This is a genomic window from Streptomyces sp. CA-294286 (genome assembly GCF_050947155.1).
Taxonomy (GTDB): domain Bacteria; phylum Actinomycetota; class Actinomycetes; order Streptomycetales; family Streptomycetaceae; genus Streptomyces.
The window spans coordinates 803,647-830,122 of sequence record NZ_CP192004.1; the positions used below are offsets into that span (position 1 = coordinate 803,647).

Consider the following 26,476-nt stretch of genomic DNA (forward strand, 5'->3'; position numbering starts at 1 on the left):
CCCCCCACCACGTCCGGTGGCCCCCACCTCCGCAGGGGGGAGAAGAGCTTCTGTCTGACCTACGGAGTCAAGAACCGGAGCTTCCGCCCGTGGGTGCGCGTGAGGCCGGGGGCCGGAACTCCGCCGTACGGCGATGCAACTCGACGGCCAGGGGAGTGGCGGTGAACATCGAGGAGTAGGTGCCCACGGCGAGGCCGATGAGGAGCGCGAGCGCGAAGTCGGTCAGCGTTTCGCCGCCGAGGACGGCCAGCGCGGTCAGGATGAACGCCGCGCCGATACCGGTGTTGACCGTGCGGGGCAGGATCTGCAGGATCGCCCGCTCGGCGACGCGGGCCAACGGCTCGTCGCGGTCGCGCCGGCTCAGTTCCCTGATCCGGTCGAAGACGACGACGGAGTCGTTGACCGAGTAGCCGATGACGGTGAGCAGCGCGGCGAGGAAGACGCCGTCGACGGGTTTGCCGAGCCAGGCGAAGACGCCGATGAGGATGACGACGTCGTGGGCGAGGGCGGCGACGGCGGAGACTGCCAGCAGTCGGCGGAAGCGCGCCGCCAGGTAGACGAGCTGGGCGCCGAGGGCGACGGCGAGGGCGACGAGGGCGCCTTGGCGCAGCTCCTTGCCGAGGCTCGGCCCGATGGCCTCGTCGCGGACCTTCTCGGCGTGCGGGTCCAGCCCGGTCACTGTGTCGGTGACGGTCGCCGCCCGGTCCTCGCTCAGCGGGTGGGTGCGGACGGTGAGCCCGCTCTCCCCGGAGGTCTGGACGACCGCCTGCGGGAAACCGGCGTCGGCCAGCGCGGTGCGTGCCCGGTCGGCGTCGACGGGGACGGCGGTGGTGTACTCGATCAGCCGGCCGCCCGTGAACTCGACCCCGAAGTCGAGGCCGCGCAGAGCGATGCCGGAGGCGGCCAGGACCAGAGCCACCGCGGAGGCGGCGAGCCACCGGCGCGGGTGGCGCAGCAGAGCGGGTTTCGCGCGGGTGAGCCGGTCACGGACGGCGCCGGTGTGGGCGATGCCGGTGAGGTGGGGGCGCCGGTGGAGGGCGGGGCGGGCCGCGGCGTAGTCGGCGAGGACACGCGTGATGACCAGGGCGCTGATCATCGAGGCGAGGACACCGATGCCCAGAGTGACGCCGAATCCCCGGACGGGCCCGGAGGCGAGGAGGAACAGCAGACCGGCGGCGATCAGAGTGGTGACGTTGGAATCCGCGATCGCGCTGAAGGCCTTGCGGAATCCGGCCGCCATCGACGACCGCGGAGTGGGACGCCGGCGCGCGGCGTGTTCCTCGCGGGCGCGTTCGAAGACGAGGACGTTGGCGTCGACCGCCATGCCGATGGCCAGGACGAAGCCGGCGAGGCCCGGGAGGGTGAGGGTGGCGCCGAGGGCCGCGAGGGCCGCGTAGGACATCAGGCCGTAGCAGGCGAGGGCCACGGTGGCCAGCACGCCCATGATCCGGTAGACGGCGATGATGAACAGCGCGGTCAGCGCGGTGCCGATGGCGGCGGCCCAGGCACTGGCCGTGATGGCCTGCGCGCCGAGGGTGGCGCCGACGGTGCGCTGCTCGACGGTCTCGACCGGTACCGGCAGAGCGCCGCCGCTGATGAGCAGGGCCAGTTCCTTGGCCTGGTCGCTGCTGAAGGTTCCGGTGATCTGGGTGGAGCCGCCGCCGATGCCGGACCGGCAGGCGACCGACGGGTCGACCTGCGGCGAAGAGATGATCTTGCCGTCCAGGACGATGGCGACCCGGCGGGTCGGCTCCCCGGCGGGGTGGCAGGCGGCCTCACCGGTCAGACGGGCCCAGCCGTCGACGCCTGCGTCCTTGAAGTCGACGGTGACGTGCCATCCCGCGCCGCTCTGCTGGTCGATCCTGGCGGCGGCCTTCTGCACGTCCTTGCCGGTCAACGAGGCCGCTTGGAGGCGCAGGAGTTGGCCGGACTCGTCGGCCACGACCTGCTGACGGGACCGTTCGGGGGCTGCTGCCGGCAGGTCGTCGGCGGCGGACGCCGTACCGAGCACGTGGTGGAAGGTGAGCTGGGCGGTGCGGCCGAGCACGTCGGCCGCCTTCCGGGGGTCCTGGACCCCGGGCAGTTCGACGACGATCCGGTTGCTTCCGGAGCGGGCGAGGGTGGGTTCGGCGACACCGAGCGCGTCGATACGGCCGCGCAGCACCTCCACGGTGCGGTCGGTGGCCGTGCCGTCGGCGTCGTCGTCGGCGGCGGTGGGGCGGGTTTCCAGCACGATCTGGGTGCCGCCCCGCAGATCGAGGCCCAGCTTGAGAGGAACAGTGAGGGTGACGTACAGGGAAAGGGCGACGGCAGCGAGGGCGAAGAGCCCTCTGATGAGCGTGAATCGTTTCACAACGGCCTCCGGCAGGCGCACCGCGGCCAAGGCGGCGACCGCGGTGGAGGAAGAAAAGGGGGTCGGGTCAGTTGCCGGAGGGCGAGGGGGGTGCCCGTACCCCGTGACGGTGTGCCGCATGCCCCGGTGCGCACGGGCCCGCCGTCGGGGCCGGTGGCTGCGCGGGCCGGAGCGGGACGACCCGGGCGCCGCGTGCGGTGTCGGGAGCGGACAGCGGCGGCGTGTGGCGTTCGCCGGTGCCGTCACGGCTGCCGCGCACGGCCACGGTGGGGACTGCGGGGTCCGCGCGGTCGGCGTACGGCTCGCTCTGCACCGCCGCGGACCCGACGGCACCGGCCGCGCCGACCGGCGTCCGGGGGTGCTCGTTGCCCGCGGCGGACGGGCCGAGCAGGGTGACGAGAACGGCGAGCAGCACCGCCCACACCGGCCCCGGACCACGGGTGCGCGGGACGGCGTGCGTGGAGCGGGCCATGGTCGTCCCCCTTCCGTGGTGGTGGCGGGCTGCGCGGGCCTCGGGGCTGCGGCGGAGCGGCCGGCCGCAGGCAGAGAGACGGCCGGTGGGATCCGGCATCCCTTCGGCGGGATCAGGCTTCGACGAGACCTACGCGGATCGCGTAGCGGGTGAGCTCCAGCCGGTCGCGCAGGCCGAGCTTGCTCAGCACGTTGGCCCGGTGCCGGTGGACGGTCTTGATGCTGATGAAGAGCATCTCCGCGATCTCCTTGGAGGAGTGGCCCTCGGCGACGAGCTTGAGGACCTCTTCCTCACGTGCGGTCAGCACCTGGCCGGGCGGTTCCTCGCCGTGGCGGACCCGGTCGAGGTAGTTGCGGATGAGCGCGGAGACCGCACCCGGGTACAGGAAGGGCTCGCCGCGCATCGCCGCCCGGCAGGCCGCCACCAGATCGCGGTCGGCCACCGACTTCAGCACGTAACCGCTGGCCCCGGCCTTCAACGCCTGGAAGAAGTACTGCTCGTTGTCGTGCATGGTCAGCATCAGCACACGCGTGCCCGGCGTCAGCACGGCGAGTTCGCGGGCGGCCTGCAGACCGGTCATGCGCGGCATGGCGATGTCCAGCACCGCCAGGTCGACCTGCTGGGTGCGGGCCAGGGCGACGGCCTCGGCGCCGTCCCCGGCCTCGGCGACGACCTGGAGGTCCGGTTCCCCGTCGAGGATGAGCCGTACGCCGCGGCGTACCAGCGCGTGGTCGTCGGCGAGGAGGATGCGGATCGCGGCGGTGTCGGGCGTCGTCATGGCTGCTTCCTGAGGAGGGGCACGGTCAGCCGGACCTGCGTGCCGGCCCGGCGCTGGGAGGTGACGTCCAGGGTGGCCCCGATCAGCAGGGCCCGCTCGCGCATTCCGCGGATGCCCGCTCCTTCGCGGGTGATCTCGGTGCCGCGGCCGTCGTCGGCGACGGACAGCACCACCGCCGCGCCGGTGTGCCGCAGGCTCACCTCGACCTCTTCGGCCTCGGCATGGCGAGCCGCGTTGGTCAGGGCTTCCTGGGCGACGCGGTACAGCACCAGTTCGGTCTCCGCGTCCAGGGTGGGGAGGTCGGTGTCGAACTTCCGCCGCACGCGCAGTCCGGCGTGCGCGGTGAACTCGGTGGTCAGTGAGGTCAGGGCGCTGACCAGGCCGAGATCCTCCAGCACGCCCGGCCGCAGACGGCGCACCAGGCGGCGCACCTCGTCCAGAGTGCCCCGGGTGATCTCCTGCGCCTGCTGGAGATCGCTCCTCAGCGGTTGGTCCGCCTGGTCCGCGGCGCGCTTGAGCGACAGCAGGACCGCGGTCATGCTCTGGCCGACCTCGTCGTGCAGTTCCTGGGCGATGCGGCGCCGTTCGGCTTCCTGCGCGAGCAGGATGCGGGCGCTGCTGGTCATCCGCTCGTGCTCCAGCCGCCCGAGCATGGCGTTGAAGGTGCGGATCAGTTCGGCGGTCTCGCCGCGGCGTCCTTCCGGCAGCCGCTGTCCGGGCCGCAGCAGGTCGACGGTGGTCATCAGCCGGCTGAGCCGGTCGAGCGGGGCCAGCCCGATGCGCAGCAGGGCCGCGTTGGCGACCAGCATGACCGCGAGCCCCGCCACGAGGATGACCGCCTCGGTCAGTACCACGGGTACGGAGACGGTGACGGGAGCCCACAGCAGCAAAGCGGTGGCGCTCCCCAGCACGACCGCGTTGAGCGCGAAGATCCTCCAGAACAGGGACACCGGGACGACGCCTTCCTTTGGTGACACGGGTTTGCCTCCACTGTCGGTCACCGTGCGTCCCGAACATGAGCCGCGGCCCCTCGTCCGGACCGGTCTGCCGTTCAGCCTGCACGTTGCCGGGCGCGCCGTCGATGGGCTCCCGTGCCCATTTCCCGGTCATGGCCTGCCCATTCCGCAATGGACCCCGGGGCGGGCCGCAGATGGGTATCGCGCCCGATGGGTTTCGCGCGGGCCGACGGCCATGGTGGACGCAGGACCGCGACCCGTGCGGTCCGCAACCCGCCACTGCCTCGACGACCGCACGTACGGCCCGATGCGCCGCGCTGCCCACAGGAGCTGCCATGACACTCGACACGCCCCAGGCCGGAACCCGCGTCGAGCGGCTGACGGTGCACGAGGCACTCCAGCGCCTCGAACACGAACGTGCCTCCCGCCTCGCGCAGTTGCGCGCCCTCGACGAGGCCGGACCGGACGCGGGGGAGCAGGTGTCGGTGCAGGCAGACACCGTCCGGCAGGTCCTCGCCGAGGTCGAGGCCGCGTTCGCCCGGGTGCAGGACGGCAGCTACGGCCTCTGCCGGACCTGCTCCGAGCCCATCCCCGTCGAGCGCCTGGAGATCCTGCCCCACACACGGTTCTGTGTCCCCTGTCGGCGCACCGACGTCTGAGGACCCGCGCCCCTCGGCCGCCCACGACTCCCGCCCCGACGGAAGGGGGAAACGGTGAAGGATCACCTCGTCGACGAGCGCGGTACCGCCCTGTCGAGCGACGACCTCGCCCCTCTGCGCGAACTCCTGCACGAGCAACGCCTGTTCCGCGAGGAACAGCTGCGGCAACTCGCGGTCGCCGCCGCGACCCGCACCGACGCGCTGCGCGCCCGGCAGGCCGCCTCGCAGCTGGAGATCAGCGTCAAGCTCGCCGCCTCCGCCCGCATGGTCCTGGCCGATGTGGACGCCGCCCTCGCACGGATGGACCAGGGCTGCTACGGCACCTGCCACCTGTGCCGCGGACCCATCGCCCGCGAACGGCTGACGGTCGTGCCGCAGGCCCGCTACTGCGCCCGGTGCCAGCAGGTCAGGGAGGCGGGCCGGTGACGGCCCCGCCCCGGCCGGGCCCCGCCGGTGGCCGTGCCGTGCGGGGCGTCCTCGGCCGGCGGGATCAGGTGTGCCTGTCGGTGGTGAGGATGTGGGCGGCGAGGTGGGGGAGGGGCTGGTTGGCGGCGAAGGCATGGGCGCGGAGCCGGGCGAGCGCTTCGTCCGTGCCGATGTCCAGGTTCTCGGAGAGGGCGCCGGCCGCCCGGTGGGTGGAGGCCCAGTGGGTGCGGACGAGGGGTGCCTGCTCCCAGGGTGCGGGCGTCTCGTCGTCGGACAGGAGTCCGTAGGCGTGCAGCAGGATCGCGGTGACCGCGGTGGTGCCCTCCTGCGCCCGGGCGAGGAGAGCGGGGTCGGCGGGGGCGGGTTGGCCGAAGAGGAGTTCGGCGGAGCCGAGCGTCTGCCCTTCGAAGGACAGCGGGAGCGCCCAGAGAGCGGCGACACCGGGCAGTTGCTCCCGCATCAGCGCGCCGAAGACGGGCCAGGGGGTCACCTGGTGCTCCAGGTCGGCGACCAGGACCGGTTCACCGATATCGGCGGCGGCCGTACACGGTCCTTCGGCGGTCTCGAACTGCAACTCCTCCACCCGCAGCGCCTCTGCGTCGGAGGCCGCGATCAGCTGGCGCGCGCGGGTGTGAGGCAGCAGGGTGAGCGAGGCCGCCCGGACGGGCAGGTGGTCGACCAGTACCGCGCAGAGCCGGGCGGGCAGGGTGTCGGGGGTGCCCTCCGCCGCCTCCAGGACCTTGTTGATCATGACGTGTTCCTTTCGGTGCCCTGAGTGGAAGCACACGGGTTCCCCGGTCGGGCCTTTCCTGCACCACCCGGTCCCGAGTCGTCGGCGAACGCGCCCTGCCGGACGACGACGGGCCCGGCCGGTGGGGCAGGAGTGGACGCACCGGCGTTCCCCCGCCGTGCCGGGGACCCGCCGCAACACCACCAAAGCGGCTGAAACAGCTCTTTTCCGTGCTTCGTGTGATCTCATGACAAAGGTCGTTTGGTCGGGGTTGTGATCCGTATCGCGGGGCAATCGATCAGCGTTGAAGGACTCCGATCCTCCCTCTCACGACAAGGAATCGAACGTGCTGATGCCCGACGCCAAGACCCTCCGCACCCTTCTCGCCCGGTTCGCCGAGGCGCGCATCGCACATACCCAGCACGTTCGGCCCGGCACGGAGGAAGAGCTCCGCGACATCGCCTACACCCTGTGCGTGCTGACGGGCACCCGGGAGGTCCGCGAGGCACTCGCGGTGGCCGACCAACTGCTCGCCCGCGCCGAGCTTCCGGCTGCCCCGGTCGCAGCGGAGCGGTCCCGCGAAGACCTCCCGATGGCGGCGTGACCCCGGGGGCCGGGGCCCGGAGCCGCCTGCCGACGCAGGGGCGACCGGCCGCTCCGGCCACGGAGGCGCGTCGCCGCGAGCGCGCACGTACCGCGCGGGAGGCGGGCCGATGGAACACCTGAGGCAATCCGGCCTGTTCACCCGCCGGTTCGGCCCGCCCCCCGGGGCGGATTCCCCCGTCGTGGTGCTGGTGCACGGGCTCGGCCTCTCGGGACGGTACTTCCTCCCGCTCGCCCGGCGGCTGGCCGCGGACGGGACGACGGTGCTCGTACCGGACCTGCCGGGCAACGCGCGCTCGCGGGCGGCCGTACGCCGTGCCCCGGGCATCGCACAGCTCAGCGACGCCCTGGCGCGCTGGCACGGGGAGAGCGGCGCCGGACCCGCCGTGCTGGTGGCCAACTCGGTCGGCTGCCAGGTCGTCGCGGCCTTCGCCGCCCGCCACCCGCGGTCGGTGCGCCGGACCGTGCTGATCGGTCCGGCGCTCGAACCGCGCGTCCCGGCCCTGCGGCACCTCGCCCGGCTGGTCGCCGACGCGCCACGGGAGCCGCTCCCGCTGCTGGCTCTCGCCGCCGCCGACTACCTGACGACCGGCCCCGTCCGCTTCGTCCAGTCCTTCCGCCGCGCCGCGCACGACGCCCACATGTCGTTCGAGGGGCATCTGCGGCGCGTCGACGCGCCGACCCTGGTCGTCAGGGGCGCCGGCGACACCGTCGCCTCCGCCGGCTGGGCCCGACGGGTGGCACGGCTGGTCCGGGACGGCCGAGCGGTCGACGTGCCGGGCGTCGCGCACGCGGCCCACTACAGCGCACCCGACGCCGTCGCCGGGCTGATCCGCACGTTCACCACGAAAGAAGGACCGTGACACCGCACGAAGAAGCCGCGACACCGGCCGGAGGGGCTGCCGCACCGGACGACAGGGCGGGGGCATCGCCCGAAGAGGCCGCGACACCGAACGGCGGGAGCGGCTCGTCGGTGTCGCACCGAGCCGCGTCCGGGCACGCGCACCGCACCGGCTGGCAACGCGTCCTGCCCGGCATCACACCGGAGCGCCGGGGCCTCGTCCTGGCCTGGTGGGGGTTCACCGTCACGTTCGGCGGCATGCGGCTGCTGACCTGGCTCATCCACATCGACATGGCCGGGGTGGGCGACGTACAGGCCGGGGGAGTGCACCTCCACCACTACGTGTGGGGAATCCTGCTGCTGGCGCTGGTGGGGGCGGTCGGCCTGGTCCACCGCTCGGCGCGCACCCGGACCTGGATGGGCCTGGCGTACGGGGTGGGGCTGGCCCTGATCATCGACGAGGCCGCCCTGCTGATCAGCCTGGAGGACGTGTACTGGGACACCGAGGGCGGCATCAGCATCGCCTTGGCGCTGGCCGTGATCGCCGCCGCGGGAAGCGTCCTGGTCTTCACGCGCGGCCGCAACGGCCCACGCGGGAAGAAGAGCGACGGCCGGAGCCCGGCGGGCACGTCCGGCGAGTGAGGTCCGTCCGGCGACGGCAAGGCGTGGCGCGGAACGTACGTCCGGTGCCCCGTCCCCCACCGGCGCGGGGGACTTCACCGCCGCCCCGGAACCGGACTGCACCCGGCGCGTGCGCTCCGACGGCGACCTGGTGGACCGGTACACCGCCGACACCGGCCTCGTCACGGAGGGCAAGGCCACCGACCGGGGCCCCGAACACCCGCACCGCACGCCACCGCGTTCCGTCGAACCGGTGCGCTCCCGCAGCACCGGCCCGTGGGCAAGACCCTTCGTGCCCGTGCGCGGTGGCCCGGCGAGCGCGCCGACCGCCGCCCCGCCAGTGCCTTCTGGCCGGGGCGTGCCCCGCCACGGAGGAGCGGGGAGTGGGTGATCGCCGGACACACGCAACTCCTCTGTGGAAACGTGTGGTTGCGGCAGGAAGCCGCGACCCCCGTGAGGAGCACGATGCCCGCCCCCACCGATGAGCAGAGCACAGCCGTCGACGCCTTCCGGCGCGGAGACCACGTGGTCTTGCAGGCAGGCGCCGGAACCGGCAAGACCACGACGCTGGCCATGCTCGCCGAGGCCACCGGGAGGCGCGGCCGCTACCTCGCCTTCAACAAGGCGATCGCCGGCGACGCCGCACGCAAGTTCCCGGGCAACGTGCTGTGCAGGACCGCGCACTCGCTCGCCTTCGGCGCCGTGGGCCACCAGTACACCTCACGGATGGACGCCCCCCGGCTCCCCGGCTGGAAGACCGGCGCCCTGCTCGGCATCGCGGGCCACATGCGCCTGCGCATCGGCGAACGGAACGTGACCAACAAGGCGCTCTCCTACACCGTGCTGCGAACCGTCACCCGCTTCTGCCAGTCGGCGGACCGCGTCATCCAGCGCCACCACGTCCCGCACCTGCGCGGCATCGAGGCCGAGGAGCTGCACGCCCAGCTCGTCGACGTCGTCCTGCCCTACGCGACCAAGGCGTGGGAGGACCTGCAGAATCCGAGCGAAGGCGTCGTCCGCTTCGACCACGACCACTACCTGAAGATCTGGGCCCTGACCGACCCGGTGATCAAGGCGGACTTCCTGCTGCTCGACGAGGCGCAGGACACCAACCTTGTCGTGGAGAGGGTCTTCAGCGGGCAGCGCCACCACGCACAGCTGGTGATGGTCGGCGACTCCGCCCAGGCGATCTACGGGTGGCGTGGTGCCCGGGACGTGATGAGCGACTTCGACGGCACACAACTGGCCCTGTCCCGGTCCTTCCGGTTCGGCTCCGCGCTCGCCGAGGAGGCGAACCGGTGGCTGCGCATCGTCGACTCGCCCATCCGGCTGACCGGCACCCCGGCGATCAGCACCCGGCTGGAACGCGTCGAGCAGCCGGACGCGATCCTGTGCCGTTCCAACGTCGGCGCGATGCTCGAAGTGATGCGACTGCTGGAGGCCGGCCGCCGCGTCGCCCTCGTGGGCGGTGGCGAGGCGCTGCGCGCCCTCGCGCGAGCCGCCCGGGACCTCAAGGAGGGCAAGCGCTGCACCCATCCCGAACTGATCCTCTTCGACTCCTGGGGCGAACTCCAGGAGTACGCCGAATACGATCCCTCCGGCCGCGACCTGCTGCCCCTGGTGGACCTCGTCGACGAGCACGGCGTCGAGGTCATCCTGGGCGCCGTGGACAAGCTCTCCGTCGAGGAGGGCGCGGAGATCGTCGTGTCCACCGCGCACAAGGCCAAGGGGCGCGAGTGGGCTTCGGTCCGCATCGGGGAGGACTTCACCGAACCGGCGGACCAGGAGGAGACGGACGACGCGGGCGACCCGCTGCCGGGCGAGATCGACGACGCCGAAGCCCGCCTCGCCTACGTCGCCGTCACCCGCGCCCGCCACCAGCTCGACATCGGTGGCCTGGACTGGATCAACCAGCATCCCGACGGCAGGCCGGGCGACAGCCTCCCGCCCACGGCCCCGGAACACCCCTCGCCGTGGGACGCGCTGGGGCCCGCCTCCCACTGATGGGAGGGCTTGGGCTCCCAGCCGCAGGACCGTCCGCGGGCGGGCACGCATCCCCAGGCGTCCGTCGGGCGGCCCTGCGGTCCCGTGGCACGCGCCGTGTGCGGGGCGGTCACCGCCCAGCGTCAGGAGTGCCCGTCCGGGGGCGTCCGCGCGGACTGCGCGACGAGGCGACGGGCGGCGTGCAGCTCAATAGGTGAAAGTGGTCAGTACGGCCAGGTGGTCGCTCGGCCAGTTCGCCCCGCCGCCGACGGTGGTGGAGGAGACGGCGTTCAGGGTGCCTCCGCGGTACTTGATGAAGTCGATGCGGTCCTGCGGCTCCGGGCGGCCGCCGGTGGACTTCACCACCGGGGACCAGGTGTTGCCCGGCTGCGCTGCCTCGTCGGGGTGTACTTCGCGGTAGGAGTCCCGGTAGCCGCTGTCGGAGAACGCCTTGGTGGTCGGCCACTGCACCACGGAGTTGCAGTGCGCGGCCTTCGTGTCGGCGGTCCAGTCCAGGTGCGAGGGCGAGTTGAAGTCCCCGGCGACGATGGCGGGGCTGGACCCCGCCCAGCTCACGACCTCCTTGGCCTGCTTGCTCCGGCTGGCCTCGTCGGCGTAGATCGTGGCATAGGAGTCGTTGTCCCAGCAGGCGTTGTACGGGCCGTACTTGGTGTAGTCGAAATGCACGGAGTAGACCCAGAATCCCTTGATCTTCGCGGCTATCACGCCGTTGCCGGTGCTGGTCCGGTCGGTCTTCTCGAAGGGGTGACGGGAGACGATGTCCACGTGGGTGCCGGTCGCGGTGGTGTACCAGCCGAGACGGTCGGCGATGCGCCGGGCGGAGTCGCCGTCGTGTTCCTGGAGGGCGACGACGTCGGCCCCGGCCCGGGTGATCGCGTCGGCGATCTTGGCGATGCCGTTGCTGACCCGGTTGCCGCCGTGCCAGGTGTTGAAGGACATCACCTTCAGCACCTGCGCGGAGGACGCGGCCCGGGGCTTCGGATCCGGTGCGGCGGAGGCCGAACCGGAGAGCGTGCTGGTCAGGACGATGACGGCGGCGGTCGCGGCGACGGTGCGTCGCGCAGTGATCGAGGACATGCCCCAGTGTGTAACCGGCGGATGCGGCCGGGCACTGGCGATGGCGTGGAGGGCACGTGGTGCTCTCGTGAACCGGGGGGGAACACGCGGGCTGGGATCACGCGGGTTGGGATCACGCGGGCCGGGATCACGCGGGCCGGGGGAGCCCGCCGGTCGCTGATCGCGAGGAGGCGCCCCGAGAGAGCGGCGCCCGCGGAGCGACCACCCGCCCGTCCGCGCCCCCGTCCTTGTGCCCGTGCCGTCGGCCACGGGTCGGGCGGCCCTGCCCGGCCCCGGCGGGGGCCGCGGAGACCGGCAGACTCGTGACGCGCAGAGCCGCGGTGAGCACGCAGACGCGCGACGCGTATCCGATGCGCAAGCGCGACGCCTACCTGATACGCGAGAGGGAAGCCCCTTCGTACGTGCCGACCCGCGTGCCGACCCGCATGCCGGGTGGCAGGCGGACGGCCACGATCATGGCCCGCTCCCCGGACAGTCGAGGGAGCCTCTCACCACCGTGTCGCGCGGTACGGCGGTGCAGCCGTTCTCCGGCTTCGACCGCGTCGTACGGCTGCCGCCGTGTCGTGTGGCGGGGCGGGAACCCTGCCCGTGCACCGTCGGGCGGTCGGGTATCGACGCACGGGTGGTGGCGCGGGGGCAGCGAGAGGCGCCGCTTCTGCGCGAGGTCAGTCCTGTTTGCGGGTTGCTCCGGGACGCGCGATGGTTGCAAGGTGGGGCGCGGGCTCATTTTTCCAGGTCTTCGCCGGAGGCCGGGCGCAGATTGTATGCCGGTGTGTGTTCCTGCGGCGGCGGAGTTCCGTGGTCCTCCCGTCGCCCACCGCTTCCTGCCAGCGGGCCGTACGCACCGCTGAGGCCCGCGGAACGGACACCCTCGTGAACTCCCCACCCGAAGACCTCCCCGGTCGGCGTCCGCCGCACGTGGTCGACCTGCTGTTGAACACCGAGAGCGTGGAGGACTTCCTGCACGGCCTGGCCGCCGCCGCGTTGGCGTACGCGCCGGACGCGGACGGCTGCGGCATCACCCTGGAGACGGACAGCGGCTACGTCACCGTCACCAGCGTGGGAGGCAGTGCGCCCGCCCTGGACGAGGAGCAGTACGGCCTGAACGACGGCCCGTGTCTGCAGGCCGTGCGGACCGGTGAGGAGGTCCACGTCAAGGATCTGCTGGGGGAGGAGCGGTGGGGCGCCTATCCCGCCCACGCGCTGGCAGCGGGGACCCGCTCGTCGCTGTCCTTGCCGGTCTCCGCGCATACGGACATCGCGGGGGCCCTGAACCTGTACTCGCCGCAACCGGACGGGCTGGCCTCCAGCGACGTGGCCGGCCTGCGGGCCCTGGCCGAGCAGGCCACCGGCGCTCTCGCACTGGCCCGCGAGATGATCAAGACCCGCGAGTTCGCCGCCGACCTGCAGAACGCGATGCGCTACCGAGGGGTGATCGATCAGGCGGTCGGCATCATCATGGCGCAGCAGCGCTGTACCGGCGAGCAGGCGTTCGCAGTGCTGCGGCGCGCCTCGCAGAACCGCAACGTCAAGCTCCGCGATCTGTGCACCGACCTCATCACCCGCGTCACCGGGCAGCCGCCCCACGACCCGCCCGAGCTCAAGCCGTCGCCCTGGCGTGACGCCCGCCGCTGACCGCAGGCCCGCGACGGGCGGCAGTCCGAGGGGCCCGAGGGCGGCCCGGCCCCCGCAGGCGCGCCGACGCCCGGTTCCGGTGCGGGGCGCGGATACGAATACGGATACGGATACGGACACGGATACGGCGCAGCTCGACGTACTTCCCGCAGGCGAGCAAGACGCACGCGTGGCTCCCGGCAGGGAATTCCTCTCCTGCCGGGAGCCACGAGCGCTCGGTGCGGCGAGGTGACCGCGGGTCTGCGTCAGCGTGTGTGAGTGGTGCGGTGCGTGTTCCGGGTCAGCAGGACGCCCAGGGCGATCATGCCGAGACCCAGGACGAAGTGGAGCCAGTTGTCCGCGGTGTTGACGGGGACGAAGTTCGCGGCGCTGTCGTGGTCGATGAACAGACCGTAGAGCCACAGCACGAGGTAGATGGCTCCGCCCACCAACAGGTAGCTGCGGGCGGTGGAGGCCGCGCGGGCCATGGCGACTCCGGCGATGCCGAACAGCAGGTGGACGATGTTGTGCAGGATCGACACCTGGAAGATGCCCAGCAATTTCGCCTCGGAGTGGTGTTCCGCGAACTTCATCGTGTCGTAGTCGGTCGTGACGCCCGGAATGAATCCGAGGACCCCCACCAGCAGGAAGACGGCGCCCACCAGCAGCGCGGCCTTCTGCACGGGGCTTTTCGCGGGCGAGACCGGAGTGTGCGCGGTAGTCATCGGACAGCACTTCCCCTCGTGAAGGCGAGTCGCCGCCCCGCTTTTGCGAGGCGGGAATGCCGTGTACCCCTTTATCTCTCCTTTACTCGATTGTCGCCACTCGGCGGGACCCGACGCCGTCACGACCTGCTGGCGGAAGAGGCTGCCGGGCGGCCCGAGCCGTCCGGCAGCGGACGGCCGACGACAGTCGGCGAAGGTACGGCGCAGAGCGAACCGGTTCCGTCAGGGGCGGGGGCGGCCGAAATCCCGCGTACTGCCCCGGCGCCGGTCGTAGCGTCGCGCCATGACCACTGCTGACGACGCCGCTTACGAGTTCCGCACCGCAGGCCCCGAGGATGCCGGGGCCCTCAAGGCGCTGGACGCTTCCTTCACCACGTCCACCGTCTTCCACGTGGAGACCACCGAGAACGGGTTCGTACTGCGCGAGTCCCCAGTGGAGCCGCCCCTGACCAAGGTGTTCCCCAAGGAAGACCCGGACGACTGCGATCGGAACGACGCACGAGGGGCCGCCGACGAGAACAGCCGCGTCCTCCTCGCTCGCGGTGCCGACGGATCCCTCGCGGGTTTCGTCTCCGCCTCGTACGCCCCCTGGAACCGCCGCCTCGCCATCGAGGACATCGAAGTCGCCCCCGAGCACCGCGGGCGAGGCGTCGGCAGGGCGCTGATGCGCCGGGCCGAGGAGTTCGCCCGCGAGCGGGGCGCCGGGCACATCTGGCTGGAGGTCACGAACGTCAACGTCCCCGCCGTCCGCGCCTACCAGCGGATGGGCTTCGCCCTCTGCGGCCTCGACACCTCGCTCTACGACTCCACCGCGTCGGCCGGGGAGTACGCCCTCTACATGAGCAAGCCCTGTACCCCGAAGGATGGACAACCCCCGTCCCCGGCCCGACGGCAGACCGAACCGCGGGGGAGCGGCGCGCGGTAGGGAAGACGAACCCCCCAGCGGCGCTCGCCCGCACCTGCTCGCCACCGCCGCCCACGTGGGGCAGGGTTTTCTCGTACGGACAGGGTGTCGCGGCTTGCCGCGCAGAGGAACCCGCCCAGGCCATTCGCGCCTTCACGGCCGCCGGGCTCCCCGGCGCGTGGGGAATCCCGGACCACGCCCCACTCTTTGTCCTTCCGGTGGAGAAAGTCGCAGTGGGTTCTTACGCAAGTTCTTCCCAGTCCCGGCACCCGCTGCTACGTTCCCCTCCAAAGCCCGCACACCTGGGGGCGGCGGAGGATGCGGCAGGAGGGGCACGTGAGGCGCATGACGGCTCGACCCGCGAACGCGCACCAGGCACGACTTCTCCGCCTGCTGCGTGACGGCGGTCCCAACTCCCGTGCCCGGCTGGGCGATCAGGTCGACCTGTCCCGCTCCAAGCTCGCCGTCGAGGTCGACCGCCTGCTCGAAACGGGACTGGTGGTGGCGGACGGTCTCGCCGCCTCGCGGGGCGGACGCCGCTCGCACAACATCCGCCTCGCCCCCGGACTCCGTTTCCTCGGCGTAGACATCGGTGCCACCTCCGTCGACGTGGCCGTCACCAACGCCGAGCTGGAGATCCTGGGCCACCTCAACCACCCCATGGACGTCCGCGAAGGCCCGGTCGCCGTCTTCGAGCAGGCCCTCGCCATGGCCGCCAAGCTGAAGGCGTCCGGCATCGCGGAAGGTTTCGACGGGGCGGGCATCGGCGTCCCCGGCCCGGTCCGCTTCCCCGAGGGCGTACCGGTGGCTCCGCCGATCATGCCCGGCTGGGACGGCTTCCCGGTCCGCGAGGCGCTCAGTCAGGAACTGGGCTGCCCGGTGATGGTCGACAACGACGTGAACCTGATGGCGATGGGGGAGCAGCACGCGGGCGTCGCCCGTTCCGTGGACGACTTCCTGTGCGTGAAGATCGGCACCGGCATCGGCTGCGGAATCGTCGTCGGGGGCGAGGTCTACCGGGGGACGACGGGCAGCGCCGGCGACATCGGACACATCCAGGTCGAACCCGAGGGCCGCCCGTGCGCGTGCGGCAACAGGGGCTGTCTGGAAGCCCACTTCAGCGGTGCCGCCCTGGCCAGGGACGCCGAAACCGCCGCCCGCGCGGGACACTCCGCGGAACTCGCCGGACGCCTTGAGGTGGCGGGCCGGCTGAGCGGCGCGGACGTGGCAGCGGCGGCGGCGGCCGGGGACGCCACGTCCCTCGACCTCATCCGCGAGGGCGGAAACCGGGTCGGGCAGGTCATCGCCGGTCTCGTCAGCTTCTTCAACCCGGGCCTGGTGGTGATCGGCGGCGGGGTGACGGGCCTCGGCCACAACCTCCTGGCCAGTATCCGTACCCAGGTCTACCGCCAGTCCCTGCCTCTGGCCACCGGCAACCTCCCCATCGTGCTGGGCGAACTGGGTCCGGCGGCGGGCGTCACCGGTGCTGCCCGACTGATCAGCGACCACGTCTTCTCCCCAGCCTGAACCAGGCCCGTCGCACGACACCCGCCACCTCGCACGACGCACGGTCTCCCCGCATACGACGCCCGGCAGCCCCCGTACGACTCGCGACGAACCCGCACCACAGCCACCACCCGCACCAGGCCACCGCCGACCTCACCGGCGGGCACGCACCACCGTCACTTCCCGCACCAACGACACCGACGCGCAGGCTCCACCGGCACCGCGGTCACCACCCGCACCACGGCCACTCTCCGCACCACCGGCGAGCACGAACGACAGTCACCACCGCCACTCCCTGCACCACAGCCGCCACCACCCGCACCACAGGCAAGTTCGCGCCACTTGCGTTACCCGTGTCATCCGAGCCCCACCCGTAGCAGCCGCACCCCCGCATCACCGCGCAGTCCGTACCACCGCACCGATCTGGCACCGCCCTGTCCGCTCACGGCCGTATCCGCCGAGGGGAATCGTCATGGCACCGGAGCACGCGGCACCACCCACAGCACCCCCGCCCTCGGCGGGCCCCCTCCTCACCATGTCCGGCATCACCAAGTCCTTCCCCGGGGTCCGCGCCCTCGACGGCGTGGACCTGGAAGTACTGTCCGGCGAAGTGCACTGCCTGCTCGGCCAGAACGGCGCGGGCAAGTCCACTCTCATCAAGGTCCTCGCGGGTGCCCACCAGCCCGACGGCGGCCGGATCACCTGGCGCGGCCGGACCGTGGCCCTCAAGTCGCCGATCGCCGCCATGCGTCTGGGCATCGCCACGATCTACCAGGAACTGGACCTGGTGGAGGGCCTGTCCGTGGCCGAGAACGTCTTCCTCGGCCACGAGCCGACCACCGCCGGGTGTGTCGTACGCGGCAGGACCGCCCGTACCGCGGCCGCCGCGCTCCTCGCCCGCCTCGGCCATCCCGAGGTCGACCCCGGGCGGCTCGTCGGTTCCCTCTCCGCGGCCCAGCAGCAGATCGTCTCGATGGCGCGGGCGCTCTCCCACGACGTGCGCCTCATCGTCATGGACGAACCCTCCGCCGCCCTCGACCCGGACGAGGTCGACAACCTCTTCCGCATCGTGGCCGCCCTCACCGCCGACGGCGTCGCGGTCGTCCACATCTCGCACCGGCTGGAGGAGATCCGCCGCATCGGCGACCGCGTGACCGTCCTGAAGGACGGCCGGGCGGTGGCCGTGGGCCTGCCGGCACGCGACACCCCGACCCGCGACATCGTGGCCCTGATGACCGGGCGCCACGTGGAGCACTCCTTCCCGCAACGCCCGCAGCCGGTCGACCTGACGCAGGCCGCGCCCGTACTGAGCGTCCAGGGGCTGGCACGACAGGGCGAGTTCGAGGCCATCGACCTGGACGTACGCCCCGGCGAGATCGTCGGGCTCGCGGGACTCGTCGGCTCGGGCCGCTCGGAGATCCTGGAAACGATCTACGGGGCCCGCCGGCCGACCTCGGGCCACGTCGCCGTCGACGGAGACCGGCTGCGCACCGGCAGTGTCCGTGCGGCGGTACGGGCAGGCATCGGGCTGGCCCCCGAGGAACGCAAGGCGCAGGCCCTGCTCATGCTGGAGTCCGTCACCCGCAACGTCTCCCTCTCGACCCTCTCCCGCTTCTCGCGCGGCGGCTGGATCGACCGCGGCGCCGAGCGCGCGGCGGCCCAACGGGCCACCCGGGAGCTGTCGTTGCGGCCCGACCGTCCCGAGGCGCGGATCCGTACCCTCTCCGGCGGCAACCAGCAGAAGGCCGTACTGGCCCGCTGGCTCCTGCGCGGCTGCCGCGTCCTGCTGCTCGACGAACCGACCCGCGGAGTCGACGTCGGGGCACGGGCGGAGCTGTACGCGGTGATCCGCCGCCTCGCCGACGAGGGGCTGGCGGTGCTCCTGGTGTCCAGTGAGATTCCGGAGGTGCTGGGGCTCGCCGACAGGGTGCTGGTCCTGCGCGAAGGGCGCCTGGTGCACACCGCGCCCGCGCACGAACTCGACGAACACCGCGTGCTCGACCTCGTCATGGAAGGGAGCCCCGCCGCATGAGCCACCCCGACGTCTCCGAGGCGTCCGAAGTCAAGCCGCAGGACGGCATCGCGCCACCCCCGGGTCAGCGCGGCAGGCGGCCGCTCGGGCTCCGGCTCGACCTGCGCAACCTCTCCCTCCTCGGCGTCCTGGCCGTGCTCGTCGTCGTCGGCGGGATCACCAAACCCGACCAGTTCCTGGACACCGGCAACCTGCAACTCGTCCTGACCCAGGCGTCGGTGATCGGCGTCGTCACCGTCGGCATGACCTTCGTCATCATCAGCGGCGGCATCGACCTCTCGGTCGGCGCGATCGTCGCCCTGGCCTCCGTGTGGGCGACGACCGTGGCCACCCAGGAGTACGGTTTCGCGGGCATCCTCTTCACCGCGGTGATCGTCGGCACGGCCTGCGGGCTCGTCAACGGAGTCCTCGTCGCGTACGGCCGGCTGGTGCCCTTCATCGCCACCCTCGCCATGCTCGCCTCCGCCCGGGGCCTCGCCCTCCAGATCACCGGCGGCAGGACCCAGATCGTCACCGTCGACTCCGTACTCGACCTCGGCATCCCGGACGCGTACGTCCTGGGCATCCCGCCGCTGGTCCTCGTCTTCGCGCTGGTGACCGTCGTCGGCTGGCTGCTCCTCAACCGCACGACCTTCGGCCGGCGCACCGTCGCGGTCGGCGGCAACGCGGAAGCCGCCCGGCTCGCCGGCATCGACGTACGCCGTCAGCGTCTCTACCTCTATCTCCTCTCCGGGCTGTGCTGCGGCATCGCCGCGTTCATGCTGATCGTCCTGTCGGGCTCCGGCCAGAACACCAACGGCAACCTGTACGAACTCGACGCCATCGCCGCCGCGATCATCGGCGGCACCCTGCTGACGGGCGGCCGGGGCACCGTCGTCGGCTCCGTCCTCGGCGTACTCGTCTTCACGACGATCACCAACATCTTCGCCCTCAACAACCTCCAGAGCGACGTCCAGCAGATCGCGAAGGGCGCGATCATCGTCGCCGCCGTTCTGGTCCAGCGGCGCACCGTGCGCGACGAGCACGTCTGACGCCCGCCCCCACCACACCAGTTGACCAGCCGAGTCGAAGGGTCCGACCGTCATGCCGCACAGCTCAACAAGCAGCCACGGAGCCACCCGAAGAGGGATCCTCTTCGGCGGCGCCGCCGTCTCCGCCACCGCCCTGCTCACCGCCTGCACGAGCAACGAGCCGTCCGGCAAGGAGGCCCCCGCCACCGGCAACCAGCCCGTCGCCGACGACAAGCCGGGCAAGAAGGTCACCATCGGCTTCGCCGGCCCCCAGGCCGACCACGGCTGGCTCAACGCGATCAACAAGAACGCCCGGGAGCGTGCCGAGAAGTACTCCGACGTCACCCTCGACATCACCGAGGGGTCCAACGACACCGCCGCCCAGATCGGGCAGATCCAGACCCTCATCAACAAGAAGGTCGACGTCCTGGTCATCCTGCCGACCGACGGCAAGGCGCTCACCCAGGTCGGTCTCGCCGCCATGAAGGCGGGCATCCCCGTCGTCAACCTGGACCGGGTCTTCGCCTCCCCCCAGGCGTTCCGCTGCTGGATCGGCGGCGACAACTACGGCATGGGCCTCAACGCCGGCCGCTACATCGGAGAGAAGCTCAAGGACAAGCCGAACGCCAAGGTCATCGAACTCGCCGGACTCGACAGCCTGGAGCTGACCAAGCTCCGCACCCAGGGCTTCGACGACGCCCTCAAGAACTACCCGAACATCACCAAGGCCGCCCGCCAGGCCGCCGACTTCACCGTCGAGTCCGGACAGGCCAAGATGGCCCAACTCCTCCAGGCACAGCCGCAGTTCGACGCCCTGTGGAACCACGACGACGACCAGGGCGTCGGCGCGCTGCGCGCCATCGCGCAGGCCGGACGCAAGGACTTCCTGATGGTCGGCGGCGCGGGCGCCAAGTCCGCCATGGACGCCATCAAGGCGGACGACGGAGTGCTGAAGGCGACCGTCCTCTACCCGCCCACCATGTCCGCCTCGGCCATCGACCTGGCCCGTGCACTCGGCCAGGGAAAGGGCATCGGCGGCATGTCCGAGCTGGAGATCCCCGCCTCGGTCACCCTCTACTCGGCCGTCGTGACGAAGGAGAACGTCGACGACTACCTGCCGCAGTCCTTCACCTGACCAGGCCCGCCGAAGGCCGGTCCGCCCTCCCGGCGGACCGCCCGCGACGGACACCGATCTCGTACGACGGACAAGGAGAGACCCGGATGGAAGAAGCAGAACCCGCCGTCCCCGCGCTGGGCGTCGGCATGGTCGGCTACGCCTTCATGGGGGCCGCCCACTCCCAGGGCTGGCGCACCGTGGGCCGGGTCTTCGACCTGCCCGCAGCCCCCGTGCTCGCCGCGGTCTGCGGGCGCGACCGCACCGCCGTACGGGCCATGGCGCAGCGGCACGGCTGGGCGGCGGCCGAAACGGACTGGCGGGCCCTGATCGCCCGGGACGACGTGCACCTCGTCGACATCTGCACCCCTGGCGACAGTCACGCCGAGATAGCGATCGCAGCCCTGGAAGCGGGCAAGCACGTCCTGTGCGAGAAGCCCCTCGCCAATACGGTCGAGGAGGCGGAGTCGATGGCCGTCGCCGCCCGACAGGCCCGCGCACGAGGCCAGTTGGCGATGGTGGGATTCAACTACCGTCGGGTTCCGGCCGTCTCGTACGCCCGTACGCTCGTCGCCGAAGGCAGACTCGGGCCGATCCGCCACCTGCGGGTCTGCTACCTCCAGGACTGGCTCGTCGACCCGGACGCCCCGCTCACCTGGCGGCTGCGGCGGGACCGGGCGGGCTCGGGCGCCCTCGGCGACCTGGGGGCGCACATCGTCGACCTCGCGCAGTACCTCACGGGCGAGCCGGTGGTCGGGGTCTCCGCCCTCACCGAGACGTTCGTGCGCTCCCGACCGGACCCCGGCGCGTCGGCCCACCGGGGCGAAGTGACCGTCGACGACGCGGCCCTGTTCACCGGCCGCCTCGCCTCCGGCGCCCTCGCCTCCTTCGAGGCCACCCGCATGGCGGCCGGCCGCAAGAACTCGCTGCGCCTGGAACTCAACGGCGAACGCGGCTCGTTGGCCTTCGACCTGGAACGCCTCAACGAACTCTCCTTCCACGACCACACCGAGCCCGCGCACTCGGCGGGCTTCCGACGCATCCTCGTCACCGAGCCGGAACACCCCTACCTCAAGGCGTGGTGGCCGCCGGGCCACGCCCTCGGCTACGAGCACACCTTCGTCCACCAGGCCCGCGACCTCCTCGAAGCCATCGCCACCGGGACCGACCCGCGGCCGTCGTTCGCGGACGGCCTCCAGGTGCAGCGGGTACTCGCGGCCGTGGAGGAGAGCGCGGAGAAGAACGCCGTGTACACCCCCGTACAGATCTAGGAGGGCCCATGCCACGCCCCTTCACCCTGTTCACCGGCCAGTGGGCGGACCTGCCGCTGGAGGAGGTCTGTTCCCACGCGGCCGACTTCGGCTACGACGGGCTCGAACTCGCCTGCTGGGGCGACCACTTCGAAGTGGACAAGGCACTGGCCGACCCCGGTTACCTCGCCTCCCGGCACGCCCTGCTCGCCGAGTACGGCCTCACCTGCTGGGCCGTCTCCAACCACTTGGTGGGCCAGGCCGTCTGCGACAGCATCATCGACGAGCGGCACCAGGCCATCCTGCCGCCCCGCATCTGGGGCGACGGCGACCCCGAGGGAGTGCGCCGCAGGGCCGCCGCGGAGATGGCGAACACCGCGCGGGCGGCGGCAGCTTTCGGAGTCCGTACGGTCGTCGGCTTCACCGGATCCTCCATCTGGCACCTGGTCGCGATGTTCCCGCCGGTCCCCGAGCGCATGGTCGAGCGGGGTTACGAGGACTTCGCCGAACGCTGGAACCCGGTCCTCGACGTGTTCGACGCGGAAGGCGTGCGCTTCGCCCACGAGGTCCACCCGGGCGAGATCGCCTACGACTACTGGTCCACGCACCGGGCGCTGGAAGCCGTCGGCCACCGACCCGCGTTCGGCCTCAACTTCGACCCCTCGCACTTCGTCTGGCAGGACCTCGACCCGGTCGGCTTCCTCTACGACTTCCGCGACCGGATCTACCACGTCGACTGCAAGGAGGCCCGCACGCGCCTGGACGGCCGCAACGGCCGGCTCGGCTCGCACCTTCCCTGGGGCGACCCGCGCCGTGGCTGGGACTTCGTCTCGGCCGGGCACGGAGACGTGCCCTGGGAGGACGTCTTCCGGATGCTCCGCTCCATCGGGTACGAGGGCCCCGTCTCGGTCGAGTGGGAGGACGCGGGAATGGACCGGCTGTCGGGGGCCCCTGAGGCGCTCGCCCACCTCCGACGCTTCGACTTCGAACCCCCGGGCGCGGCCTTCGACGCGGCCTTCGGCGGGGGAGGGGGGTAGCCCGCAGCGGGCCCCAGGGCCGGGGTCGGGGGAGCGGGGGCTCAGGGCCGGGGTCGGGGTCGGGGACGCGGGGGGCTCAGGGCCGGGGTCGGGGTCGGGGACGCGGGGGGCTCAGGGCCGGGGTCGGGGGCGCGGAGGCTCAGGGCCCGCGCGGGCCCCCTCGGGGCTTGCTGGCGAGCCGCAGGCCCCTGAACCGCTCCTGCACGGGATGGGTCCGGGTCTCCGTCCTCCGTCGGGCACTCCGTCGGCCCTGCGGCGCCCGCCTCGACGGCGCTGCCCACCCGCGGCACCGACCTGCGCCGCCACCGCTTTCGCTGCGACCGTCACGCCGCTTTGTCCACTCCCGGTCGCACTACGACTTCTCTGCCGCACCATCCCTTCCGGCTCCGGCTCCGGCTCCGGCTCCGGCTCCGTACGAACGGGCTTGTCGGGCGTGACACGGCGTGCGTCGGTCGCGCATCGCGACCAGGCCCCACCCGCTCCGCCCGCGAGGCACGGGTGCGAGGAGGCGGGGCGTGAGGCCACCAGCGGGGAGCGCGTCAGGGGCGGGGACGGGGAGAGGAGCGGGAGGAACGCCCGGGGCACGACCGCGTCTGCCGCCGGACGCCGGGACCGCTGAACCCGGCGGACGCGGTCGTGTGTCCGGTGAACCTGGCGGACGCGGCCGTCTGTCCGGCGGAACCGGAGCCGGTGACGGTGGCGTCGCCTCTCCGGCTCATGGGGTCCTCGGCGGGGCGATCTCGTGGAGCAGGCCCTCGACCAGGGTCTTGATCTCGTCACGGATGGGGCGCACGGCCGCAACGCCGCGGCCCGCGGGGTCCTCCAGCTTCCAGTCCAGGTAGCGCTTGCCGGGGAAGACGGGGCAGGTGTCGCCGCAGCCCATGGTGATGCAGACGTCCGACTCCTTCACCGCGTCGACGGTGAGGATCTTCGGCGTCTCGGCGGAGATGTCGATGCCGACTTCCGCCATCGCCTCCACGGCGGCCGGGTTGACGGCCGTGCCCGGGTCGGAGCCCGCGGAGCGGACCTCGACACGGCCGCCTGCCAGGTGGGTCAGCCAGGCGGCGGCCATCTGGGAGCGGCCGGCGTTGTGGACGCAGACGAACAGGACGGACGGCTTGTCGGCCATGGTGATGGTTCTCTCTCGTCGCAGGACGGCCCCCGGCCGCCCATGACTTCAGCCCTCGCTGGTATCAGCGAGTGGTGATGTGACAGTATCAGCGCATGCTGACTTCAGTCGATCCTGATGTGATCCGGGTGCTGGGCGATCCGCTCCGCCTCCAGATCGTGACCCTGCTGGCGCGCGAGACGCTCTGCACGACGCACCTGGTCGAGGAGACCGGAGCGAAGCAGACCAACCTGTCCAACCACCTGAAGGTGCTGCGCGAGGCCGGGCTGGTGGAGACCGAGCCGTGCGGCCGTTTCACCTACTACAAGCTCAGGCCCGAGGTCCTGGCCGGGCTGTCCGAGCAGTTCGCCGCGCTGGCCGAGTCCGCCCGTAGCGCTGCCGGGAACAAGAGGGCCTGCCCGTGACCTCCACCGAGCCCACCACTTCCGTCCGGGGCTCCGGCCCGGCCGAGGACGACTCGATCGTCAAGAAGCTCTCCACCCTCGACCGCTACCTCGCCGTGTGGATCCTGCTCGCCATGGTCGTCGGCCTGGGCCTGGGCCGCCTGATCCCGGGGATGAACGACGCACTCGCGAAGATCGAGATCGGCGGCGTCTCCCTGCCGATCGCCCTCGGCCTGCTGGTGATGATGTACCCGGTCCTCGCGAAGGTGCGCTACGACCGGCTCGACCGGGTCACCGGCGACCACAGGCTGCTGATCTCCTCGCTCGTCATCAACTGGGTTCTGGGGCCCGCGGTGATGTTCGCGCTGGCGTGGATCTTCCTGGCGGACCTCCCGGAGTACCGCACCGGCCTGATCATCGTCGGTCTCGCCCGCTGCATCGCCATGGTCATCATCTGGAACGACCTCGCCTGCGGCGACCGCGAGGCCGCCGCCGTTCTCGTCGCCCTCAACTCGGTGTTCCAGGTCTTCGCGTTCGGCCTGCTGGGCTGGTTCTACCTCGACCTGCTGCCACGCTGGCTGAACCTCGGGGACGGCCAGGGCCTGGACGTGTCCGTCCGGCACATCGCGCTGAACGTCGTCATCTTCCTCGGCATCCCGCTGCTGGCCGGTTTCCTGACCCGCCGCATCGGCGAGCGGAAGATGGGGCGCGAGGGCTACGAGGCGAAGGTCCTGCCGAGGATCGGCCCCTGGGCGCTGTACGGGCTGCTGTTCACGATCGTCATCCTCTTCGCCCTCCAGGGGAAGACCATCACCTCCCAGCCGCTCGACGTCGCCCGGATCGCACTGCCCCTGCTGGTCTACTTCGCGATCATGTTCTTCGGCGCCTTCCTCCTCGGCAAGGGCCTGGGCCTGGCCTACGACCGCACCACGACCCTGGCGTTCACCGCGGCGGGCAACAACTTCGAGCTGGCCATCGCGGTCGCCATCGCCACCTTCGGCGTCACCTCCGGCCAGGCCCTGTCGGGCGTAGTGGGCCCCCTCATCGAAGTCCCGGTGCTCATCGGCCTGGTGTACGTCGCGCTCGCCTGGCGCAAGAGGTTCGCTTCCGACGCGGTGACGACGGCCCCATGACGCAGCACACGGAGGTGGCGGTGGTCGGCGGCGGCCAGGCGGGGCTCGCGGCCGGCTACCACCTGCGCCGCCAGGGCCTCGACTTCCGGATCCTGGACGCCGATCCGTCGCCGGGCGGGTCCTGGCAGCACATGTGGGACTCCCTGCACCTCTTCTCCCCGGCCGAGCACTCCTCCCTGCCGGGACGGCTGATGCCCGCCCCAACGGGCGGGACCTGTCCGGGCGCCGGGCACGTGGTCGACTACCTCACCGACTACGAGAAGCGCTACGACCTGCCTGTCCAGCACGGCACCCGGGTGGGGGCCGTACGCCGCGAGGGCGACCGCTTCCTCGTCGAATCGGACACCGGCACCTGGCGGGCGAGGGCGGTGATCAGCGCGACCGGCACCTGGTCGCGGCCCTTCCTCCCCGCCGTCCCGGGCAGCGAGGTGTTCACCGGACGTCAGCTGCACACCGTGAACTACCGTTCCCCGGCGGACTTCGCAGGGCAGTGCGTGGTGGTCGTCGGCGGAGGGAACTCCGGCGCGCAGATCGCCGCCGACCTCGCCCTGGACGGCCGGGCCGCCGCCCTGACGTGGGTGACGGCGCGCCCGCCGCGCTTCCTGCCCGACGACGTCGACGGCCGCGCCCTGTTCGACGTCGCCACCGCACGCCGCCGCGCCCTGGAAGCCGGCCGCGACGACAACGGCGGGGTGGCCTCCCTCGGGGACATCGTCGCGGTCCCGCCGGTCCGCGCCGCACGCGACGCCGGGCTCCTCCGGGCGGCCGGGATGTTCTCCCGCCTGACCGCCGACGGCGTCTCATGGGCGGACGGCAGCACCTCGAACGCGGACGCGGTCATCTGGTGCACGGGCTTCCGCCCCGCCCTGTCCCACCTCGCCCCGCTCAACCTGCGCGGGCCGCACGGACACATCCCCATTAGCGGCACGCAGGTGGTGGGGGAGGCCCGGCTGCACCTGCTGGGCTACGGCGACTGGACCGGCCCGGCGTCCGCCACGCTGATCGGCGTCGGCCGCCCGGCCCGGGACGCGGCCCGCGCCCTGGCGGACCTGCTGCGCTGAAGGCGGCGGCCCGCTCCGTCAGGCAGTTCTCGGGCGGTGGCTTCGGCCCGGCGCGCCG

General features: G+C 72.1%; 25 protein-coding genes. 17 read left to right on the forward strand and 8 right to left on the reverse strand.

The genetic code is table 11. The features are described from left to right. Positions 1–67: 67 nt before the first annotated feature. From secD to ACQPZG_RS03525, 4 genes are all read right to left on the reverse strand, one after another. Positions 68–2,353 carry a protein translocase subunit SecD gene (gene secD, locus ACQPZG_RS03510; RefSeq protein ID WP_433544264.1) on the reverse strand — a complete coding sequence of 762 codons (2,286 nt, stop codon included), beginning with the start codon at positions 2,351–2,353 and terminating at the stop codon, positions 68–70. Between the two features lie 67 nt (positions 2,354–2,420). Next, positions 2,421–2,825, reverse strand: coding sequence for a hypothetical protein (locus ACQPZG_RS03515; RefSeq protein ID WP_433544265.1), 405 nt, complete (start codon positions 2,823–2,825; stop codon positions 2,421–2,423). Positions 2,826–2,937: 112 nt separating this feature from the next. Then, entirely contained in the window at positions 2,938–3,603 is a 666-nt protein-coding gene (locus tag ACQPZG_RS03520) for a response regulator (protein ID WP_433544266.1), read from the reverse strand. Continuing rightward, on the reverse strand, positions 3,600–4,553 hold the full coding sequence (locus ACQPZG_RS03525; protein ID WP_433544629.1) for a HAMP domain-containing sensor histidine kinase: 954 nt from the start codon (positions 4,551–4,553) through the stop codon (positions 3,600–3,602). Before ACQPZG_RS03525 ends, ACQPZG_RS03520 begins: the two co-directional genes overlap by 4 nt. Positions 4,554–4,894: 341 nt before the next feature. Here ACQPZG_RS03525 and ACQPZG_RS03530 point away from each other — a divergent pair, with 341 nt between their 5' ends. Further along, complete coding sequence (locus tag ACQPZG_RS03530; RefSeq protein WP_433544267.1) at positions 4,895–5,218, forward strand: TraR/DksA family transcriptional regulator; 324 nt, start codon at positions 4,895–4,897, stop codon at positions 5,216–5,218. A gap of 54 nt (positions 5,219–5,272) precedes the next feature. Next, a complete protein-coding gene (locus tag ACQPZG_RS03535) occupies positions 5,273–5,644 on the forward strand; it encodes a TraR/DksA family transcriptional regulator (RefSeq protein WP_433544268.1) in 372 nt (123 codons plus the stop codon). 64 nt (positions 5,645–5,708) lie between these two features. On the opposite strand, the gene ACQPZG_RS03540 is transcribed toward ACQPZG_RS03535, so the two are convergent. Next, positions 5,709–6,395 carry a GAF domain-containing protein gene (locus ACQPZG_RS03540; protein ID WP_433544269.1) on the reverse strand — a complete coding sequence of 229 codons (687 nt, stop codon included), beginning with the start codon at positions 6,393–6,395 and terminating at the stop codon, positions 5,709–5,711. 331 nt (positions 6,396–6,726) lie between these two features. Between ACQPZG_RS03540 and ACQPZG_RS03545 the strand changes: the two genes are divergently transcribed. From ACQPZG_RS03545 to ACQPZG_RS03560, 4 genes are all read left to right on the forward strand, one after another. Beyond that, a complete protein-coding gene (locus ACQPZG_RS03545; protein ID WP_221507625.1) occupies positions 6,727–6,978 on the forward strand; it encodes a DUF5133 domain-containing protein in 252 nt (83 codons plus the stop codon). Positions 6,979–7,087: 109 nt separating this feature from the next. Further along, complete coding sequence (locus ACQPZG_RS03550; protein WP_433544270.1) at positions 7,088–7,840, forward strand: alpha/beta fold hydrolase; 753 nt, start codon at positions 7,088–7,090, stop codon at positions 7,838–7,840. A 164-nt stretch (positions 7,841–8,004) separates the two neighbouring features. After that, entirely contained in the window at positions 8,005–8,460 is a 456-nt protein-coding gene (locus ACQPZG_RS03555) for a hypothetical protein (protein WP_433544630.1), read from the forward strand. Between the two features lie 444 nt (positions 8,461–8,904). After that, a complete protein-coding gene (locus ACQPZG_RS03560) occupies positions 8,905–10,443 on the forward strand; it encodes a UvrD-helicase domain-containing protein (protein WP_433544271.1) in 1,539 nt (512 codons plus the stop codon). Positions 10,444–10,629: 186 nt separating this feature from the next. Here ACQPZG_RS03560 and ACQPZG_RS03565 read toward each other — a convergent pair whose 3' ends face one another. Next, positions 10,630–11,520 carry an endonuclease/exonuclease/phosphatase family protein gene (locus ACQPZG_RS03565; RefSeq protein ID WP_433544272.1) on the reverse strand — a complete coding sequence of 297 codons (891 nt, stop codon included), beginning with the start codon at positions 11,518–11,520 and terminating at the stop codon, positions 10,630–10,632. An 873-nt stretch (positions 11,521–12,393) separates the two neighbouring features. Here ACQPZG_RS03565 and ACQPZG_RS03570 point away from each other — a divergent pair. Next, entirely contained in the window at positions 12,394–13,155 is a 762-nt protein-coding gene (locus ACQPZG_RS03570; protein WP_433544273.1) for a GAF and ANTAR domain-containing protein, read from the forward strand. Positions 13,156–13,400: 245 nt separating this feature from the next. Here ACQPZG_RS03570 and ACQPZG_RS03575 read toward each other — a convergent pair whose 3' ends face one another. Further along, the gene (locus ACQPZG_RS03575; RefSeq protein WP_433544274.1) at positions 13,401–13,859 is read right to left on the reverse strand and encodes a DUF4383 domain-containing protein; all 459 of its coding nucleotides are present in this window, start codon (positions 13,857–13,859) and stop codon (positions 13,401–13,403) included. A 283-nt stretch (positions 13,860–14,142) separates the two neighbouring features. On the opposite strand from ACQPZG_RS03575, the gene ACQPZG_RS03580 reads away from it, so the two are divergent. The 7 genes from ACQPZG_RS03580 (at position 14,143) to ACQPZG_RS03610 (ending at position 22,712) form a co-directional block, all read left to right on the forward strand. Continuing rightward, positions 14,143–14,784: a GNAT family N-acetyltransferase gene (locus tag ACQPZG_RS03580; RefSeq protein ID WP_433544275.1), complete on the forward strand. Its 642-nt coding sequence runs from the start codon at positions 14,143–14,145 to the stop codon at positions 14,782–14,784. Positions 14,785–15,108: 324 nt separating this feature from the next. Beyond that, entirely contained in the window at positions 15,109–16,290 is a 1,182-nt protein-coding gene (locus ACQPZG_RS03585) for an ROK family protein (protein ID WP_433544276.1), read from the forward strand. 514 nt (positions 16,291–16,804) lie between these two features. Continuing rightward, a complete protein-coding gene (locus ACQPZG_RS03590; protein WP_433544631.1) occupies positions 16,805–18,301 on the forward strand; it encodes a sugar ABC transporter ATP-binding protein in 1,497 nt (498 codons plus the stop codon). Beyond that, positions 18,298–19,332: an ABC transporter permease gene (locus ACQPZG_RS03595; RefSeq protein ID WP_433544277.1), complete on the forward strand. Its 1,035-nt coding sequence runs from the start codon at positions 18,298–18,300 to the stop codon at positions 19,330–19,332. Before ACQPZG_RS03590 ends, ACQPZG_RS03595 begins: the two co-directional genes overlap by 4 nt. 52 nt (positions 19,333–19,384) lie before the next feature. Continuing rightward, positions 19,385–20,446, forward strand: coding sequence for a substrate-binding domain-containing protein (locus ACQPZG_RS03600; RefSeq protein ID WP_433544278.1), 1,062 nt, complete (start codon positions 19,385–19,387; stop codon positions 20,444–20,446). Between the two features lie 86 nt (positions 20,447–20,532). Next, the gene (locus tag ACQPZG_RS03605; RefSeq protein WP_433544279.1) at positions 20,533–21,696 is read left to right on the forward strand and encodes a Gfo/Idh/MocA family protein; all 1,164 of its coding nucleotides are present in this window, start codon (positions 20,533–20,535) and stop codon (positions 21,694–21,696) included. Between the two features lie 8 nt (positions 21,697–21,704). Next, positions 21,705–22,712, forward strand: a complete 1,008-nt coding sequence (locus tag ACQPZG_RS03610) for a sugar phosphate isomerase/epimerase family protein (protein ID WP_433544280.1) — start codon at positions 21,705–21,707, stop codon at positions 22,710–22,712. Between the two features lie 715 nt (positions 22,713–23,427). Here ACQPZG_RS03610 and ACQPZG_RS03615 read toward each other — a convergent pair. Beyond that, positions 23,428–23,841 carry an arsenate reductase ArsC gene (locus ACQPZG_RS03615; protein ID WP_433544281.1) on the reverse strand — a complete coding sequence of 138 codons (414 nt, stop codon included), beginning with the start codon at positions 23,839–23,841 and terminating at the stop codon, positions 23,428–23,430. A 95-nt stretch (positions 23,842–23,936) separates the two neighbouring features. On the opposite strand from ACQPZG_RS03615, the gene ACQPZG_RS03620 reads away from it, so the two are divergent. The 3 genes from ACQPZG_RS03620 to ACQPZG_RS03630 are packed head-to-tail and all read left to right on the forward strand — an operon-like array spanning position 23,937 to position 26,418. Beyond that, positions 23,937–24,245 carry an ArsR/SmtB family transcription factor gene (locus tag ACQPZG_RS03620; RefSeq protein ID WP_433544282.1) on the forward strand — a complete coding sequence of 103 codons (309 nt, stop codon included), beginning with the start codon at positions 23,937–23,939 and terminating at the stop codon, positions 24,243–24,245. Further along, a complete protein-coding gene (gene arsB, locus ACQPZG_RS03625; protein WP_433544283.1) occupies positions 24,242–25,357 on the forward strand; it encodes an ACR3 family arsenite efflux transporter in 1,116 nt (371 codons plus the stop codon). The genes ACQPZG_RS03620 and arsB overlap by 4 nt, the downstream gene beginning before the upstream one ends. Continuing rightward, a complete protein-coding gene (locus tag ACQPZG_RS03630) occupies positions 25,354–26,418 on the forward strand; it encodes an ArsO family NAD(P)H-dependent flavin-containing monooxygenase (protein WP_433544284.1) in 1,065 nt (354 codons plus the stop codon). The genes arsB and ACQPZG_RS03630 overlap by 4 nt, the downstream gene beginning before the upstream one ends. Positions 26,419–26,476: the final 58 nt, after the last annotated feature.